This is a genomic window from Pseudomonas sp. TE21394 (assembly GCF_054057835.1).
Map to the genome: position 1 here is coordinate 2,527,224 of NZ_JBSRZR010000001.1, position 17,305 is coordinate 2,544,528.

General features: G+C 62.6%; 18 protein-coding genes and 2 pseudogenes. 11 read left to right on the plus strand and 9 right to left on the minus strand.

Annotated elements, in window-relative coordinates:
* The first annotated feature begins 1 nt into the window (after nt 1).
* The 4 genes from livM to ACVWZT_RS11650 all read left to right on the plus strand — a co-directional run bounded on the left by livM (nt 2) and on the right by ACVWZT_RS11650 (nt 4,243).
* Nucleotides 2–1,303, plus strand: a complete 1,302-nt coding sequence (livM, locus tag ACVWZT_RS11635) for a high-affinity branched-chain amino acid ABC transporter permease LivM (RefSeq protein ID WP_296233931.1) — start codon at nt 2–4, stop codon at nt 1,301–1,303.
* Nucleotides 1,300–2,175, plus strand: a complete 876-nt coding sequence (locus ACVWZT_RS11640; protein WP_296233933.1) for an ATP-binding cassette domain-containing protein — start codon at nt 1,300–1,302, stop codon at nt 2,173–2,175. The genes livM and ACVWZT_RS11640 overlap by 4 nt, the downstream gene beginning before the upstream one ends.
* Nucleotides 2,172–2,888: an ABC transporter ATP-binding protein gene (locus ACVWZT_RS11645; protein ID WP_296233935.1), complete on the plus strand. Its 717-nt coding sequence runs from the start codon at nt 2,172–2,174 to the stop codon at nt 2,886–2,888. Before ACVWZT_RS11640 ends, ACVWZT_RS11645 begins: the two co-directional genes overlap by 4 nt.
* 590 nt (nt 2,889–3,478) lie before the next feature.
* Complete coding sequence (locus ACVWZT_RS11650; RefSeq protein ID WP_457469422.1) at nt 3,479–4,243, plus strand: SDR family oxidoreductase; 765 nt, start codon at nt 3,479–3,481, stop codon at nt 4,241–4,243.
* 49 nt (nt 4,244–4,292) lie between these two features.
* Here ACVWZT_RS11650 and ACVWZT_RS11655 read toward each other — a convergent pair whose 3' ends face one another.
* The 4 genes and pseudogenes from ACVWZT_RS11655 to ACVWZT_RS11670 form a co-directional block, all read right to left on the minus strand.
* Nucleotides 4,293–4,541, minus strand: a complete 249-nt coding sequence (locus ACVWZT_RS11655; protein ID WP_457469423.1) for a hypothetical protein — start codon at nt 4,539–4,541, stop codon at nt 4,293–4,295.
* A gap of 104 nt (nt 4,542–4,645) precedes the next feature.
* A complete protein-coding gene (locus ACVWZT_RS11660; RefSeq protein WP_457469425.1) occupies nt 4,646–5,746 on the minus strand; it encodes an AGE family epimerase/isomerase in 1,101 nt (366 codons plus the stop codon).
* Nucleotides 5,747–5,859: 113 nt separating this feature from the next.
* The gene (locus tag ACVWZT_RS11665) at nt 5,860–6,492 is read right to left on the minus strand and encodes a TetR family transcriptional regulator (RefSeq protein ID WP_296233941.1); all 633 of its coding nucleotides are present in this window, start codon (nt 6,490–6,492) and stop codon (nt 5,860–5,862) included.
* A gap of 121 nt (nt 6,493–6,613) precedes the next feature.
* Nucleotides 6,614–7,067 (minus strand): annotated as a pseudogene (locus ACVWZT_RS11670) (phage infection protein).
* A 340-nt stretch (nt 7,068–7,407) separates the two neighbouring features.
* Between ACVWZT_RS11670 and ACVWZT_RS11675 the strand changes: the two are divergent.
* A complete protein-coding gene (locus ACVWZT_RS11675; RefSeq protein WP_296233944.1) occupies nt 7,408–9,474 on the plus strand; it encodes an AsmA family protein in 2,067 nt (688 codons plus the stop codon).
* A 114-nt stretch (nt 9,475–9,588) separates the two neighbouring features.
* Here ACVWZT_RS11675 and ACVWZT_RS11680 read toward each other — a convergent pair whose 3' ends face one another.
* Together ACVWZT_RS11680 and osmE are read right to left on the minus strand one after the other, a co-directional pair.
* Nucleotides 9,589–10,119 carry a ferritin-like domain-containing protein gene (locus tag ACVWZT_RS11680; protein WP_296233966.1) on the minus strand — a complete coding sequence of 177 codons (531 nt, stop codon included), beginning with the start codon at nt 10,117–10,119 and terminating at the stop codon, nt 9,589–9,591.
* Nucleotides 10,120–10,166: 47 nt separating this feature from the next.
* A complete protein-coding gene (gene osmE, locus ACVWZT_RS11685) occupies nt 10,167–10,508 on the minus strand; it encodes an osmotically-inducible lipoprotein OsmE (RefSeq protein WP_296233946.1) in 342 nt (113 codons plus the stop codon).
* A 121-nt stretch (nt 10,509–10,629) separates the two neighbouring features.
* Here osmE and ACVWZT_RS11690 point away from each other — a divergent pair, with 121 nt between their 5' ends.
* From ACVWZT_RS11690 to ACVWZT_RS11705, 4 genes and pseudogenes are all read left to right on the plus strand, one after another.
* Nucleotides 10,630–11,520 carry an esterase/lipase family protein gene (locus tag ACVWZT_RS11690; protein ID WP_457469426.1) on the plus strand — a complete coding sequence of 297 codons (891 nt, stop codon included), beginning with the start codon at nt 10,630–10,632 and terminating at the stop codon, nt 11,518–11,520.
* A gap of 78 nt (nt 11,521–11,598) precedes the next feature.
* A pseudogene (locus ACVWZT_RS11695) lies at nt 11,599–11,694 on the plus strand (AraC family transcriptional regulator); the annotation flags it as partial.
* A gap of 90 nt (nt 11,695–11,784) precedes the next feature.
* Nucleotides 11,785–12,072: a PsiF family protein gene (locus ACVWZT_RS11700; RefSeq protein ID WP_296233950.1), complete on the plus strand. Its 288-nt coding sequence runs from the start codon at nt 11,785–11,787 to the stop codon at nt 12,070–12,072.
* A gap of 70 nt (nt 12,073–12,142) precedes the next feature.
* Nucleotides 12,143–13,150: an AI-2E family transporter gene (locus ACVWZT_RS11705; RefSeq protein WP_296233953.1), complete on the plus strand. Its 1,008-nt coding sequence runs from the start codon at nt 12,143–12,145 to the stop codon at nt 13,148–13,150.
* Nucleotides 13,151–13,184: 34 nt separating this feature from the next.
* Here the strand turns inward: ACVWZT_RS11705 and ACVWZT_RS11710 are convergent, their stop codons facing one another.
* A complete protein-coding gene (locus ACVWZT_RS11710) occupies nt 13,185–14,456 on the minus strand; it encodes an Hsp70 family protein (protein ID WP_457469428.1) in 1,272 nt (423 codons plus the stop codon).
* A gap of 164 nt (nt 14,457–14,620) precedes the next feature.
* Between ACVWZT_RS11710 and cbpA the strand changes: the two genes are divergently transcribed.
* On the plus strand, nt 14,621–15,574 hold the full coding sequence (gene cbpA, locus ACVWZT_RS11715) for a curved DNA-binding protein (protein ID WP_457469429.1): 954 nt from the start codon (nt 14,621–14,623) through the stop codon (nt 15,572–15,574).
* Between the two features lie 2 nt (nt 15,575–15,576).
* Nucleotides 15,577–15,882, plus strand: a complete 306-nt coding sequence (locus ACVWZT_RS11720) for a chaperone modulator CbpM (protein ID WP_296233957.1) — start codon at nt 15,577–15,579, stop codon at nt 15,880–15,882.
* A gap of 161 nt (nt 15,883–16,043) precedes the next feature.
* Here the strand turns inward: ACVWZT_RS11720 and ACVWZT_RS11725 are convergent, their stop codons facing one another.
* Both ACVWZT_RS11725 and urtE read right to left on the minus strand, forming a co-directional pair.
* Nucleotides 16,044–16,559, minus strand: coding sequence for an N-acetyltransferase family protein (locus tag ACVWZT_RS11725; RefSeq protein ID WP_457469431.1), 516 nt, complete (start codon nt 16,557–16,559; stop codon nt 16,044–16,046).
* A 31-nt stretch (nt 16,560–16,590) separates the two neighbouring features.
* On the minus strand, nt 16,591–17,289 hold the full coding sequence (gene urtE / locus ACVWZT_RS11730) for an urea ABC transporter ATP-binding subunit UrtE (protein ID WP_296232214.1): 699 nt from the start codon (nt 17,287–17,289) through the stop codon (nt 16,591–16,593).
* Between the last annotated feature and the right edge of the window lie 16 nt (nt 17,290–17,305).

A 17,305-nucleotide genomic window follows, 5' to 3' on the forward strand; every position in this document is an offset into this window, starting at 1 on the left:
CATGTCCATTGCCAAAACTGCCGTTGTTCCCGAAACCAAGGGTTTCGACCTCAAACGCAGCCTGCTGGAGACCATCGTCGCCGGCCTGCTGGCACTCATCGTGTTTGGCCCGGTCGTCGGCGTGGTGCTCGATGGCTACAGCTTCAATGCCGAGCCGCGTCGCGTGGCCTGGCTGGTCGGCGGGGTAATGCTGGGGCGCTTCCTGCTCAGCCTGTACCTGCAGACCGCCGCCGGTACGCGCATGCTGCAGGGCTTCGAAAGCGGTGGCTCCGGCGTGCATGTGCGCGCGCCGAACTACGTGTCGCGGCTGCGCTACATCATTCCGGCGCTGGTAGTGATTGCCATCGTCTTCCCGATCTTCGCCAACAAGTACCTGTTGACCGTGGTCATCCTTGGCCTGATCTACGTGCTGCTCGGCCTCGGCCTGAACATCGTGGTCGGCCTGGCCGGCTTGCTCGACCTCGGCTACGTGGCGTTCTATGCCATCGGTGCCTATGGCCTGGCGCTGGGCTACCAGTACCTCGGCCTGGGCTTCTGGAGCGTGCTGCCACTGGCGGCCATCGCGGCGGCGCTGGCGGGCTGCATCCTTGGCTTCCCGGTGCTGCGGATGCATGGTGACTACCTGGCGATCGTGACCCTGGGCTTCGGTGAGATCATCCGTCTGGTACTGAACAACTGGCTGTCGTTCACCGGTGGCCCGAACGGCATGCCGGCACCGTCGCCGACCTTCTTCGGCCTGGAATTCGGCCGTCGGGCCAAGGACGGTGGTGTACCGATCCACGAGTTCTTCGGCTTCGAATACAACGCCAACCTCAAGTTCGTGTTCATCTACGCCGTGCTGTTCATGGTCGTGCTGGCGGTGCTGTACATCAAGCACCGCCTGACCCGCATGCCGGTCGGCCGGGCCTGGGAGGCGCTGCGCGAGGACGAGATCGCCTGCCGCGCAATGGGCCTCAACCACGTGTTGGTAAAACTCTCGGCGTTTACCCTGGGCGCCTCCACTGCCGGCCTGGCGGGGGTGTTCTTCGCGACCTACCAGGGCTTCGTCAACCCGTCGTCGTTCACCTTCTTCGAGTCGGCACTGATCCTTGCCATTGTCGTGCTCGGCGGCATGGGCTCGACCGTAGGCGTGGTGATTGCGGCCTTCGTCCTGACCGTGGCGCCGGAGCTGCTGCGCAGCTTCTCGGAATACCGGGTGCTGCTGTTCGGTGTGCTCATGGTGTTGATGATGATCTGGCGACCGCGTGGGCTGATCCGCATCAGCCGTACCGGTGTGACCCCGCGTAAAGGAGTGGCGCCATGAGCGACGATATCATTCTCTCGGTCGATAACCTGATGATGCAGTTCGGTGGCATCAAGGCACTCAGCGATGTCAGCCTGAAGGTCAGGCGCAACCAGATCTTCGCCCTGATCGGCCCCAACGGCGCCGGCAAGACCACGGTGTTCAACTGCCTCACCGGCTTCTACAAGGCCAGCGGCGGGCGCATCGAGCTGAATGTGCGCGGCAGCCACACCAATGTCATCCAGCTGCTCGGCGAGCGCTTCCAGGCCGCGGATTTCGCATCGCCGGCGCGCTTTGCCAACCGCCTCTACTACAAGATGTTCGGCGGTACCCACCTGGTCAACCGCGCCGGGCTGGCACGCACCTTCCAGAACATTCGGCTGTTCAAGGAAATGTCGGTGGTGGAAAACCTGCTGGTGGCCCAGCACATGTGGGTCAACCGCAATCTGCTAGCCGGGGTGCTCAACACCAAGGCCTACCGCAAGGCTGAAAGCGATGCGTTGGACCACGCGTTCTACTGGCTGGAGGTGGTCGACCTGGTCGATTGCGCCAACCGCCTGGCCGGTGAGTTGTCATATGGCCAGCAGCGCCGCCTGGAAATCGCCCGGGCCATGTGCACGCGGCCGAAAATCATCTGCCTGGACGAACCGGCGGCGGGCCTCAACCCGCAGGAAACCGAGGCCCTCAGCCGCATGATCCGGGTGCTGCGTGACGAGCACGACATCACCGTGGTGCTGATCGAGCACGACATGGGCATGGTCATGAGTATTTCCGACCATATCGTGGTGCTCGACCATGGCAACGTGATTGCCGAAGGCGCGCCGCAGGATATCCGCCACAACCCGACGGTGATCGCCGCCTACCTGGGTGCCGATGAAGAGGAACTGGTATGACTGCACCCATTCTCGAACTGAAGGACCTGGACGTCTTCTACGGGCCGATCCAGGCGCTGAAAAAGGTGTCGATGCACATCAACGAGGGCGAGACGGTCAGCCTGATCGGTGCCAACGGTGCCGGCAAGTCGACCTTGCTGATGTCGATTTTCGGCCAGCCACGGGCGGCGTCGGGGCATATCGTGTATCGCGGCACCGACATTACCCGCAAATCGTCGCACTATATTGCCTCCAACGGCATCGCCCAGTCACCGGAAGGGCGCCGGGTGTTTCCTGACATGACGGTCGAGGAAAACCTGATGATGGGCACCATTCCCATCGGCGACAAGCATGCCGACGCAGACATGCAGCGCATGTACGAGCTATTCCCGCGGCTTAAGGAGCGGCGTAACCAGCGGGCCATGACCATGTCCGGGGGCGAACAGCAGATGCTGGCCATTGCCCGGGCGCTGATGAGCCGCCCGAAGTTGCTGCTGCTGGACGAGCCATCGCTGGGGCTGGCGCCGATCGTGGTCAAGCAGATCTTCTCGACCCTGCGCGAGCTGGCCCAGACCGGGATGACCATCTTCCTGGTCGAGCAGAACGCCAACCATGCGCTCAAGCTGTCGGATCGGGCCTATGTGATGGTTAACGGGCAGATTCGCATGAGCGGCACAGGGCAGGAGCTTCTGGTCAATGAGGAAGTGCGCAACGCTTATCTGGGCGGCCATTGAAGGTATCCGGGGCTGCGAAGGCAGCCCCGTTTCTGATGTGGACAACTTGTTTAACATCCTTGCCGATATACTCCACAAACCGGTCGCAAATCATTGTTTCCACAGGCTGATGTTTTCCACGGTAAATGTGGAACCGCCTGTGGAAAACATGGTGGCACTTGGCGCTGCCCCTTGAATCACGAGGGTTTCAGCAGCTTGTTCATTTCTTGACCAGTAGTCTTCGATGGAGGATTCCGGCTCTCTTGGCGAAGCCTGCATGCACGCTTAACCCCACGAAATTCCTGTGGATAACTCTGTTGAAAACCCTTGGACAGACCGCTGTACGCGGCATGCTTGAAAGCCTTGCGCCATCACCGGACGACATCACCGGCCACACAACGCTGGAAAGGCTCTGCCCAGCAGACAAGTTGCCCCCAATCCGTGGGGAAAGCCTTGTGGATAACATGCGCATAGGTGACGCCAGGCGCTCTGCTGCAAGGGTTTGCCGCGTATGAACAAAAAATGACCAGCGGCTTCGACGACTTGCTGCCAGGGCCTGGTGCGGGCATGCTGCAAGGCTGCCGATGACAACCTACCGTGAGGAACAGAGCATGACGTCCACCGTATTCATCACTGGCGCGACTTCCGGTTTCGGCGAAGCCACGGCCCGCCGCTTCGCCGAAGCCGGCTGGAAACTGGTACTCACCGGCCGTCGCAGGGAGCGCCTTGATGCCCTGTGTGCCGAATTGTCGGCCAAGACTGAAGTACATGGGCTGGTGCTCGATGTGCGGGACCGCAAGGCCATGGAGCAGGCCGTCGCCAACCTTCCGGCAGGCTTCGACAAGTTGCGAGGCCTGGTCAACAACGCCGGCCTCGCGCTGGGCGTGGATGCGGCGCAGAACTGCAGCCTGGACGACTGGGAAACCATGGTCGACACCAATATCAAGGGGCTGATGTACACCACCCGCCTGCTGCTGCCACGGCTTATCGCCCATGGCCGCGGCGCCTCGATCCTCAACGTGGGTTCGGTGGCAGGCAACTACCCATACCCGGGCAGCAACGTGTATGGCGGTACCAAGGCGTTCGTCGGCCAGTTCTCGCTCAGCCTGCGCTGCGATCTGCGCGGCACCGGCGTGCGTGTGAGCAATATCGAGCCGGGCCTGTGCGAGAGCGAGTTCTCGCTGGTGCGCTTCGGCGGTGACCAGGCCAAGTACGACGCGACCTACGCCGGCGCCGAGCCAATCCAGCCGCAGGACATTGCCGAGACCATTTTCTGGATCCTCAACCAGCCGGCGCACATCAACATCAACAGCCTGGAGCTGATGCCGGTGAGCCAGGACTGGGCAGGGTTCTCGATCGATCGATCAAAAGGTTGAGCATAAGCCGCGAACCGGAAAGGCCCGGTTCGCGGTGCAGCTGGAGCGTTTAGTTGATATAGGACAGGTACGTCCTGTCTTCGGGGATGATGCCCAACGCTTGAAGGACATCATTGATGCCGTCATGCCGGCCGAGGTCCTCGGCCGATGCTTTGCAATTGATGATGCGGCGCAGGCTTAGCAGGTAGCTGAGTTTGCCGTGGGAGTGCTCATCATAGCGGTGGCCGCTATCGATGATCTTCTGTGCCGCTCGGTTGATCTGCTCTTCGACAAATGCCTTGAAGGCTTCTGCTTCCATTTTGCTGACTCCTGATGTTCGCGAAAGGAACACCAACATAGGAGTGGGGAGGTGCTTCCGGCAGAAGGAAACGCTCCCCCCTGGCAGATTCGTTGTATGGATAGTCAGGTGTTCGCCTGATTCAACCCTTCCAGGCAGGTAGCCAAGTGATAAGGGGTGGTCGATGGCATGTCATCCCTGCTCACCGCTCCGTCACCTCCCCGGCATTCATACCAGCCGGCGTCTCGCAGGAAGCGCGCTGAAAGGGCGGCCAACTGTCCAGCTAGCTTTGCTTCACTGCCTTCACGCAATGTAAGCGCCCGCAGGTACTCGGCCTGCGCCCAGATACGCTGGGTGGCATCAAGCACTCGGCCATCCACGTCCAGCATTGCCAGCACTGCCGTATTTTTCACCCCGAATTGCTCGGCAAAGCCGAAAGCCCGGTTTATCGATGCATGCAGCGGCGTGTCACGCAGCAGCGGGGAGGTATGCAACAGATAGAACCACTCGAACTGGTGCCCCGGCTCGAACCAGTTATCCACGGCCCCGCGTGGCTTTTCCAGCATCAGGCCATGGGCCGGGTCAATGAAATGCGCCTCGAGCGCCTGACACAATTGCAGCAGCGACTGGCTGACATGTTCGTCGCCACGCACAGCCATTACTTGCAGGAACGCTTCGGCCAGGTGCATCTGCGGATTCTGCAGCGGGCCCCTGCCGAGGTCGGCCCAGTCTTCGCCCAGGCAGGCTTCGTACAGGCCATCGTCACGGGCAAACTGCTGGTCGATGATGCCCAGCGCGGCATTCAATGTGGACTCCACCAGGCTTTCGCGCACTTTGCCCCAGTAGTGTGCGCAGGCGAACACGATGAAGGCGTGGGTATACAGGTCCTTGCGCCGGTCCAGCGGCTTGCCGTGGGCGTCGATGCTGTAGAACCAGCCACCGTGCTCGGCATCGTGGAAGTGTTTTTGCAACGAGCGAAACAGGGCCGCAGCACGCTCCGCGGCGCCCGGCTGCCCGATACGACTGCTGAACACATACAGCTGGCGTGCACAGGCCATGGCCCGGTAGCGCTGCACCGGCAAGGGCCGGCGCTCGGCGTCCAGGGCTTCGTAGGGCAGGGCCATGTCGGCGTTCCAGCCCGGACCTTGCCACAACGGCACGATGCGTTCGGCGAAATGCTGGTTGAAGCGGGCCAGTTCGGGCAGGGTGTGGCGGGGGTTGGACATTTAGGCGCTCGTCGCTGTCGGGCAGGGCGCCATGGTAGCAGAACTGGGGTTTTCGGTAGCCAGTGCCGGCCCTTTCGCGGCGTGCCTGCGAAGCGGCCTGTGCAGGCAATCGGTCAGCCCGGGTTGCCCAACCCCTGCCAGTGCCGTGCGCCGACGAAGATGAAGCGCAACTGCTGGGTGATCTTTTCCTGCGGCGTCAGCGCCTGTGGATAACCCCGGTCCGGGCTGTCGATCAGTTCCGGCAGGGTGGCGAACACGGTCTTCACCACCAGGTCGGCCATCACCGCCAGCGCTGCGCCGTCCAGGTGCTGCCAGCGCTTCATCCGCGCAAGGTCGGTGGCCAGGTCGTCGCTGATGTCCTGGCGCAGGCGGGCAATGGCCTGGCGGACTGCCTGCGAACCGCCGTACTGCTCGCGGGCGAGGAACAGGAACTGTGCGCGGTGGGCGGCGACCACGTCGAGGAATATGCGCACCGAGGCATCGGTAATGCCGCCCAGCTCGAATTCGTTGTGGCGTACCAGGCGGATAGTCTGACGGAACGTGGCGTCGACTTCGGCCACCAGGGCCAGGCCCAAGGCGTCCATGTCGGAAAAATGCCGGTAGAAGCCGGTTGGGACGATACCCGCGGTCTTCGCCACTTCGCGCAGGCTGATACTGCCGAAACCACGGCCACTTTCCATGAGCTGGCAGGCGGCATCAAGCAGGGCCTGGCGGGTCTGTAGCTTCTGTTCGGCGCGCGGCAGCATGGTGCGAGCTTCTGTGACGGTGAGGCTGGGCACTCTAGTGAAAAAAACAAAGCCCGGTCAATGGACCGGGCCTGGAGGAGAGGAGGTGCTGCGACAGAGATTGTTCTTTTCGGTCATAGGGTCAGCTCACTCGGCTGATTGCGACCAGGCGATCGGAACCACCTTCGGCGACGCGGCCTGCACGTTCGATCAGGCGATCAGAGCCACCTTCGGCGACGCGACCAGTGCGCTCGATCAGGCGATCGGAACCACCTTCGGCGACGCGACCAGTGCGCTCGATCAGGGCGATCGGAACCACCTTCGGCGACGCGACCAGTGCGTTCGATCAGGCGATCGGAACCTCCTTCGGCGACGCGGCCAGTGCGTTCGATCAGGCGATCGGAACCACCTTCGGCGACGCGGCCAGTGCGTTCGATCAGGCGATCGGAACCACCTTCGGCAACCGTCTTCAGCGGCTGGGCGATCTCGGCAGCGCTGGAGCGCGATTCGGCGGTCAGGTGTTGCTCGTCGGCTGGCAAGGCAAAAGCGTTGGCAGCCAGAATGGACAAGGTCAGGGTCAGCAGGTGGCGTTTCATGATTTCGGTGCTCCTCTCGGGGGCTGGGAAGTGGGTACGGAGCCAATGCTACGCCGGGTAACGCCAGAGAGAAGTTCATACGGGTAATGGTAACAATCGACCGTATTGATAGAGGCCATGAACGTCTCTAGCCTGCGCTTCCTGGCTTGAATGATGGCTTTTTGAGACTGCTGCCGGCCAGTTACACATGCAGCCTGGCGCTATGAATTGCTGAACAAATGGGCAGGAAAAACTTCGCTATCATGGGCCCACCATAAAACCCCGCGGGTTTTCGTCAGTCCCAGATAGTGAATGCCCCGCTACGCCTGTTTCTGTGCCATCCCGCAAGGAGAATCACGCAATGACGCGTCCCGCCAGAATCCTCGTCTGGACCTTCACCAGCCTGCTGACCTTACTGGCGATCCTGGTGGTGATCATCGCCACCTTCGACTGGAACCGCGTCAAACCCCTGCTCAACGAGAAGGTTTCAGAAGCCCTGCAGCGGCCCTTCGCGATCAACGGCAACCTTGCCGTCGAGTGGCGCACCGAAGCGCAAGAGAGCGGCTGGCGTGCCTGGGTACCCTGGCCGCACTTCATTGCCGAGGACCTGAGCCTGGGCAACCCGGCGTGGCTCGACGAGCAGAGGATGGTCGGCCTGGAGCGCGTGACGTTCCGTCTGGCGCCGCTACCGCTGTTGTTCCGGCAGATCGAAATCCCGCGCATCGACCTGACCAGACCCACTGCCAGCCTGACCCGTCTGGCCGATGGCCGCGCCAACTGGACCTTCGACTTCGGCCCCAAGGATGAGAACGCCGAGCCTTCGAAATGGCAGCTTGATATCGGCGCCATCGGTTTCGACCAAGGCAATGTCGGTTTCGACGACCAAACCCTGAAAACCAGCATGAAGGTGCAGATCGACCCGCTGGGCAAGCCGATACCATTCAGTGACATCGTCGGCAAGGCCAGGGCCGACAAGGCTGGTGCCGCGCAGGATTATGCCTTCGGCCTCAAGGTACAGGGCCGCTACAAAGGCCAGCCGGTGGCCGGTTCGGGCAAGATCGGCGGCCTGCTGGCCCTGCAGGATGCCAGCCAGCCGTTCCCGCTGCAGGCCGATGTGCGTATCGCCGACACCCATGTGGTACTTGCCGGTACCCTGACCGACCCGCGCAACCTGGGTGCCCTCGACCTGCGCCTGCGCCTGTCCGGGGCCAGCCTGGGCAACCTCTACCCGTTGACCGGTGTGACCCTGCCGGACACCCCGGCCTACGCCACCGATGGCCACCTCAGCGCCAATTTGCACGCAGCGCAAGGGGCGACTTTCAACTATCAGGGCTTCAACGGCCAGATTGGTGACAGCGACATCCATGGTGACCTGGCCTTTGTTGCCAGCCAGCCACGGCCGAGGCTGTCGGGCAAACTGGTCTCCAACCAGTTGCTGTTCAAGGACCTCGCGCCACTGATTGGCGCCGACTCCAATGCCGAGCAGAAGGCGCGTGGCGGCGCCAGCAAGCAGCCGCAGGGCAAGGTACTGCCGGTGGAGGAGTTCCGCACCGAGCGCTGGCGTGCCATGGATGCCGACGTTTCCTTCGCCGGCAAGCGCATCGTGCACAGCGCGCAATTGCCCTTCAACGACCTGTCGGCGCACGTGATCCTGGAAGATGGCCTTCTGCGCCTGGAGCCCTTGCGGTTTGGCGTGGCGGGCGGCAACCTGGCATCGCAGATCCGCCTGGATGGCCGCAATGTGCCGTTGCAGGGGCGTGCCCGGCTGACCGCGCGGGGCTTCAAGCTCAAGCAGCTGTTTCCCGGCTTCGCGCCGATGCAGACCAGCTTTGGCGAGTTGAACGGCGATGCCGACATCACTGGCCGGGGCAACTCGGTAGCCGCATTGCTTGGTACGGCCAATGGCGACCTGCGCATGCTGGTCAACGATGGTGCCATCAGCCGTAGCCTGATGGAGATTGCCGGGTTGAACGTGGGCAACTACGTGGTTGGCAAGCTGTTCGGCGATGAAGACGTGAAGATCAATTGCGCAGCGGCCGATGTGGGTATCAAGGATGGGTTGGCGACCACGCGCCTGTTCATCTTCGACACCGAGAACGCGATCATCTACATCAACGGCACGGCCAATTTCGCCAATGAGCAGCTGGACCTGAAGATCACCCCGGAATCGAAAGGGCTACGGCTGTTCTCGCTGCGCTCGCCGTTGTACGTGCGCGGGCCGTTCGCCAAGCCGAGTGCCGGTGTGCAGGCAGTGCCGCTGGCATTGCGCGGGGCGGGAATGGTGGCGCTGGGCGTGGTGGCCGGGCCGGCGGCGGGCTTGCTGGCGCTGATTGCCCCCAGCAGTGGGGATGATCCGAACCAGTGCACACCGTTGCTGCAGCAGATGAAGGCAGGCAAGGCGCCATCTGCGGTGAAAGGCAGGCAATGAGCGGGCCGTGCTGCGGCCCATCGCCGGCAAGCCGGCTGCCCCAGGTACCGCGCCGGATTCGACTTGACGCGGCACCTGCAGGGAGGGCGCTGGGCTGCCAGGCAGCCCTTGCAATTACAGCCCTTGCAGCAGATCGGACATGTCGTCCGCGTGTTCTTCTTCCTGGGCCAGGATATCCTCGAAGATTCGCCGCGTGGTCGGGTCCTTGTCGCCAATGTACTGGATGATCTCGCGATAGCTGTCGATGGCGATGCGCTCCGCCACCAGGTCCTCCAGCACCATCTCCTTCAACGTGGCACCTGCCACGTACTGGGCATGTGAGTTCTTGCTGAGGTTGTCCGGGTTGAAGTCCGGTTCGCCGCCCAGCTGCACAATACGTTCGGCGAGCCTGTCGGCGTGTTCGGCTTCCTGGTTGGCGTGCTCCAGAAATTCCTCGGCCGCGATGCTGGCCTTCACACCGGAAGCCATGAAGTAGTGGCGTTTGTAGCGCAGGGTGCACACCAGCTCGGTCGCCAGGGCTTCGTTGAGCAGGCGGATAATGCGCTCACGGTCGGCGTGGTAGCCCTCGGTCACGGCGCCGTTCTCGACGTGCTGGCGGGCACGCTGGCGCAGGGTCTGCACATCGGTCAGTTCATTCGCAGTCATGTTCATCTCCGAAAGCATCAAGGTGGTCATGGCGTGTCCTGTGGGGGTCATGCGCCGTGGACGGCGTCGCTGTCTTCCTGGCGTTGCTTGCAGGTCTTGAAGCCTTTGGCATCGACATGGCCGGTGGCGTCGAAGCGCACGTAGTAGGGCTGCTGGTGGCCGTCGCGGTTGAGGATGTAGTCATTGCAGGTGCCGCCGTGCGGCAGGTCAGTCACGTTGGACGGGCTACCGCCAATGGCGATGACCTTCTGCATGGTCATGCCGTTTTCCACCTGCTTGACCAGCGGTTCGTCGCGATAGGTGACATAGTCCACAGGGTTTTCCGGGCGGCTGCCACAGGCGGCGAGGGTGGCGCTGGCCAGAAGAATTGCCAAGGTCTGCTTGTACATGGTCCCGCTCCTTGCAAAGGGTATGTTGGGTTTGGAACCGCAGCGGGCGCCCAGAGTTCGATTGCGCTGCTGATCACGGCCGCTGTAGTGTTGGCCGGTCGTCCAAGGAAAGGGGCTGGTCATGCCACAGCAATTGACCACGCGATACCCGTTGGTGCTGGTACCGGGCATGCTGGGGTTCGTACGAGTGGTGCTCTACCCCTACTGGTTCGGCATTGTGGCGGCACTGCGCAAGGGCGGGGCGCAGGTGTTCCCGGTGCAGGTCTCGCCGCTGCATTGCAGCGAGGTGCGCGGCGAGCAGCTGCTGGCGATCATCGAAGACATCTGCCAGCGCCACAATGCCGAAAAGGTCAACCTGATCGGCCACAGCCAAGGAGCCCTGGACGCACGCTACGCTGCCGCCAGGCGGCCCGAGCGGGTGGCGTCGGTCACCTCGGTGGCGGGGCCCAACCATGGCTCGGAGCTGGCTGACTGGTTGCAGCGCATGGCGCCGGGCGAATCGCCCCAGGGGCGCCTGCTCAAGGCCTTGCTGCATGGTATCGCCGTGCTGCTGGTATGGCTGGAAACCGGCTGGCGCCGCGACCCGCTGCCGGTGGATGTGCACGCCTCGCACCAGGCGCTGACCAGCAGCGGGGTGGCGCGTTTCAACCAGGCTTATCCACAGGGGCTGCCAGAAACCTGGGGCGGGGAAGGGGCCTATCAGGTCGATGGCGTGCGCTATTACTCCTGGTCCGGCACTTTGCAGTCTGGCCTGACCGACCGGGGACGCAACCGTTTCGATGGCAGCAATTACTTCTGCCGCCTGTTCGCGCGCAGTTTCGTCAAGGAAAAGGGCCAGAGCGACGGCATGGTCGGACGCTTCAGCTCGCACTTAGGTCAGGTGATCGGCGACGATTACCCGCTCGACCATCTGGATATCGTCAACCAGTCCCTGGGAGCCATCGGCAAGGGTGCCGAGCCGGTGCGGCTATTCATCGAGCATGCCGCCAGGCTCAAGGCGGCCGGGCTCTAGCGGTGAATCGGCGTGGGCCAGCGCGCGGCCAGCACGCGCCGGCCAGGGTCAGCAAAGCACCGCACAGGTGATAGCGGGCCAGTGCAGGTGATCGGCTTCGACCTGGGCTACAGCAGCGCGTCGGCGTTCATCGCCATGTTCCAGCGCCAGGCCGGCTGTACGTCCGAGCAATAGCGTCGGCAGAGGCGAACAAAGCGTTGAGAATTGTTGGCTACACTCAGCTCGACCCCCGCGCATCGGGCGCGGAGCCAAGGAGACCACTCCATGAAAGTGCTGCAAATCCCTTTACTGGTATTGGTGGCGTTGTTCAGCGCCCAAGGCTTGGCTGCCACTACCGCGCAGCAGGAAAAAATGAAAACCTGCAACGCCGACGCCACCGCCAAGGCCCTGAAGGGCGATGAGCGCAAAGCTTTCATGAGCACTTGCTTGAAAAAGGAGGTGCCACAAACCCAGCAGGAGAAGATGAAGACCTGCAACGCCGACGCCACCAGCAAAGCTCTCAAGGGGGATGAGCGCAAGGCGTTCATGAGCGACTGCCTGAAGAAGAAATGACCTGTGCCTATGCCTGCAAGCGTAACGCTGGCAGACTGCGGGTCTTTCCGTTGTCTGCCGTTGAGGCTGTATGACCTTCACCCCCCGCCAGGTCACCCTGGCCAGCTGGATCATCGTATTTGCCGGCCTGTTGCTGGCGTTGCCCCTGAAGTTGCTGCCAAGCCTGCTGGCCGGCCTGCTGGTGTTCGAGCTGGTCAACATGCTTACCCCGCGGCTGCAGCCACTGATTGCCGGCCAACGCGCCCGCTGGCTGGCCGTGGCACTGCTTGGCACACTGGTGGTCATCACCCTGGCCTTGCTGATCGCCGGTGCCTTCAGTTTCCTGCTGCATGAAGCGGAAAACCCCGGCGCCTCGCTGGACAAGTTCATGGCCCTGGTGGAGCGTGCCCGCGGCCAGTTGCCACCTTTCATCGAAGGCTACCTTCCTGCCAGTGCGGCAGAGTTCAAGGTGGCTATCGGTGACTGGATCAAGAGCCACCTGAGCGACCTGCAGCTGGTCGGCAAGGGCATGGCGCACATGTTCGTCACCTTGCTGATAGGCATGATCCTCGGCGCCATCGTCGCCTTGCAGCGGATCCCCGACATTTCCCGACGCAAACCCCTGGCGGCGGCTCTGTTCGAGCGCCTGAGCCTGCTGGTGCAGGCGTTTCGCAACATCGTCTTCGCGCAGATCAAGATCTCGCTGCTCAACACCACCTTCACCGGCATCTTCCTGGCGGTGGTACTGCCAATGTTCGACGTGCACCTGCCGCTGACCAAGACGCTGATCGTGCTGACCTTCCTGCTCGGCCTGCTGCCGGTGATCGGTAACCTGATGTCGAATACCCTGATCACCATCGTTGGCCTGTCGCTGTCGATCTGGGTGGCGGCGGCGGCGCTGGGTTACCTGATCGTCATCCACAAGATCGAGTACTTTCTCAACGCGCGGATCGTTGGCGGGCAGATCAGCGCCAAGTCATGGGAGCTGCTGCTGGCGATGCTGGTGTTCGAGGCGGCGTTCGGCTTGCCGGGGGTGGTGGCGGGGCCGGTCTACTATGCCTACCTCAAGAGCGAGTTGAAGCGGGCGGAGCTGGTCTGAGACTGCCGGGGCCGCTTTGCGGCCCCAAAAAGGATCAGGCAACGCCGTAACGTTTGCGCGCCTCGATGGCCAGCCCGCTGCCAATGCTGCCAAAGATATTGCCTTCCACATGCTGCGCATTTGGCAGCATCGCCGCCACGCTGTTGCGCAGCGCCGGGATCCCGCTGGAACCGCCGGTGAAGAACACCGTGTCGACCTGGGTCTCGCTGATACCCGCCTTGGCCAGCAAGTCGGTCACGCTGCCACGCACACGCTCGAGCAGGCCTTCGATCGCTTCTTCGAACAGGGCGCGGGTCAGTTCTGCAGTCAGTTCAGGTTCGATACGGCCAAGGTCCACGCGACGGCTCTGTTGCCCGGTCAGCTCGATCTTGCTGGCTTCCACCTCCATCGCCAGCCAGTGTCCTGCACGCTCTTCGATCAGCTTGAACAGTCGGTCGATGCCCAGCGTGTCCTCGATGTCATAGCGCATGCTGCCCAGGGCCAGCTGCGACTTCTGCGAGTACAGGGCGTTTATGGTGTGCCAGGTAGCCAGGTTGAGGTGGTAGCTGGTGGGCATCAGCGCACCGCTTTTCATGCGGCTGCCGTAGCCGAACAGCGGCATCACGCCCTGCAGGCTCAGTTGCTTGTCGAAGTCGGTACCGCCGATGTGCACGCCGCCGGTGGCGAGGATGTCGCTCTGGCGCTCGGCGACCAGGTGGCGCTCGGGCGACAGGCGGATCAGGGTAAAGTCCGAAGTACCACCGCCGATATCGACGATCAGCACCAGCTCTTCGCGGCTGATGCCCGACTCGTAGTCGAAGGCCGCGGCAATCGGCTCGTACTGGAACGACACGTCCTTGAAGCCGATCTTGCGTGCCACTTCGGCCAGGGTGTCCTCGGCCTCCTGATCAGCGGCCGGGTCTTCGTCGACAAAGAATACCGGGCGACCCAGCACTACCTGGTCGAACTCGCGGCCGGCAGTGGCCTCGGCACGTTTCTTCAACTCGCCGATGAACATGCCGAGCAGGTCCTTGAAGGGCAGGGCGCTGCCCAGCACGCTGGTATCGTGCTTGATAAGCTTGGAACCCAGCAGGCTTTTCAGCGAGCGCATCAGGCGCCCTTCGTAGCCTTCCAGGTACTCATGCAGCGCCAGGCGGCCATACACCGGGCGACGCTCCTCGATGTTGAAGAACACCACAGAGGGCAGGGTGATCTTGCCGTCTTCCAAAGCAATCAGCGACTCGACACCCGGACGGTGCCAGCCAACCGTGGAGTTGGAGGTGCCAAAGTCGATGCCCAAGGCGCGGGCCGGGGATACGTCAGACATGGGGAATGAGCTTCCGGAGGCAAAACGGCCGCGCAGTGTATGCCAGTTGGCTACAGAATCAAGACCGGTCGTCTGCCCTGGAGCAAACCCAAAGCGGTCTTGAAAGGCTATGCTTGACCCCTATCTTCAATGGCAACACGCACATTCACATTGGTGATCCATAAATGGACTTCAAAGACTACTACAAGATACTGGGCGTAGAACCCACGGCGGACGAGAAGGCGATCAAGGCCGCGTACCGCAAGCTGGCGCGCAAGTATCACCCCGATGTCAGCAAGGAGCGCGACGCCGAGGAGAAATTCAAGGAGGCCAACGAGGCCTACGAAGTGCTGGGCGACGCGCAAAAACGGGCCGAGTTCGACGAAATCCGCAAATACGGTGGCCAGCATGGCCGGCCGTTCCAGGCACCACCGGGCTGGGAAAGCCGGGGCGGTGGCGGTGGCTTCGAGGGCGGTGATTTTTCCGACTTCTTCAGTTCGATATTCGGTAGCCGGGGTGGCAACCCCTTTGGTGGTGCCCGGCAGCAACAGCGCAGTGCCGGCAGGCGAGGGCAGGACGTGGAGCTTGAACTGGCGGTATTCCTTGAAGAGACCCTGAACAAGGAGTCCAAGCAGATCAGCTTCCAGGTGCCGCAGACCAATGCAATGGGGCAGCGCACCGGCTTCACCACCAAGACCCTGAACGTGAAGATTCCGGCCGGGGTAACCGATGGCGAGCGTATCCGCCTGAAGGGCCAGGGTGCGCCGGGCAGCGCTGGCGGGGCCAACGGCGACCTGTTCCTGACCATCCGCATGGCACCGCACCCGCTGTTCGATGTCGAAGGTCATGACTTGATCATTACCGTGCCATTGGCGCCGTGGGAGGCTGCCCTGGGTACCAAGGTGGCGGTACCGACGCTGACCGGCCAGATCAACCTGACCATCCGCCCCGACAGCCAGACCGGCCAGCGCCTGCGGGTCAAGGGCATGGGCCTGTTGAACAAGAAGGGCGAGCGCGGTGACTTGTATGCACAGCTGAAGGTGGTGATGCCCACCACCTCCGATGCCACTACCCGTGAACTGTGGACCCAGCTTTCCGAGAAGGCGGCGTTCAACCCGAGGACACAATGGAGTAAGTGACCATGAGCAGCACCCTGATCGTTCAACTGGACATGCGTACTTTGTGTCAGGAGGCCGACCTCACGGCTGACTGCGTGATCGAAATCGTCGAACACGGCATTGTCGAACCCTCCGGGCGAACGCCTGAGGACTGGTTGTTCGACGATCAGGCGCCGCTGCTGGCCAAGCGCGCGGCCAAGTTGCATGCCGAGCTGGAGCTGGAGTGGGAAGGGGTGGCCCTGGCGCTGGAGCTGTTGCAGGAAGTGCAGCAATTGCGCAGCGAGAACAGCATGCTGCGCCAGCGGTTGGGTAGGTTTACCCAGTTGTAGGCACGCACACTGGCTTTTGTGGAAGCAACGGTCTTGCTCAAATGTTCAAAGCGGGCATTATTCCTGTGGGAGCGGGCTTGCCCCGCGAACACGGGCGAAGCCTGTGCCATCCACTGCGTCGCCAGCTTCGCGGATAAATCCGCTCCCACAGGGATCGCATTTCAGCTTGGACTTGCGCCCGGGTTCAGCACCAGCTGCATGAAGGTCAGGTCCAGCCAGCGACCAAACTTCACCCCCACCTGAGGCATCTGACCGGTCACCACGAAGCCCAGGCGCTGATGCAGGCGCACCGACGCGGCATTACCGCTTTCGATGGCCGCCACCATCACGTGCTTGCCGCAACCACGCGCTCGCTCGATCAGTGCCGCCATCAGCTGCGGCCCCAGGCCTTTGCCACGCTGGTCGCCACGGATGTACACCGAGTGTTCCACGGTATGGCGAAAGCCCTCGAACGGTCGCCAGTCGCCAAACGAGGCATAGCCGAGCACGCCGCTGTCATCCACCGCCACCAGGATCGGATAACCCTGCTGTGCCCGTGATTCGAACCAGGCCTGGCGGTTGCCCAGGTCCACCGGGGTTTCGTTCCAGATCGCCGTGGTGTTGCGCACCGCGTCGTTGTAGATGGCGAGGATGCCTGGCACGTCGGCAGGCAAGGCATCGCGGATTTGGTGAGTCATGGCAGCGTCTCGCAGGTTCGTTGGGTGCAGGTTAAATGGTTACCAGCCCGCGCACACCTTCCGCCTGCATGTTTTCGCCACGGCCGCGCTGGATGATCTCGCCACGGGCCATCACCAGGTACTGGTCGGCCAGCGCTTCGGCGAAGTCATAGAATTGCTCCACCAGCAGGATGGCCATGTCGCCACGTTCGGCCAGGCGGCGGATGACCGCGCCGATTTCCTTGATCACCGAGGGCTGGATGCCTTCAGTCGGCTCGTCGAGGATCAACAGGCGCGGGCGGCTGGCCAAGGCTCGGCCGATGGCCAGCTGTTGCTGCTGGCCGCCGGACAGGTCGCCGCCACGGCGTTGCTTCATCTGCTCGAGTACCGGGAACAACTCGTAGATGAACGCCGGCACTTCGCGTGCTTCACGGGCAGGGAAGCGTGACAGGCCCATCAGCAGGTTTTCCTCGACGCTCAAACGCGGGAAGATTTCGCGGCCCTGGGGTACATAGGCGATGCCGGCGTGGACACGCTGCTGGGGCTTGAGCGCGCTGATCGGCTTGCCTTCCCATTCGATGCTGCCGTCGCGCGCGGGCACCAGGCCCATCAGGCACCGCAGCAGGGTGGTCTTGCCCACGCCGTTGCGGCCCAGCAGGCAGGTGACTTCGCCGACCCTGGCTTCGAACGACAGGCCGCGCAGGATGTGGCTACCGCCGTAGTACTGGTGCAGGGTGTCGATTTTCAGCATGTGGGTTCCTCGGAAA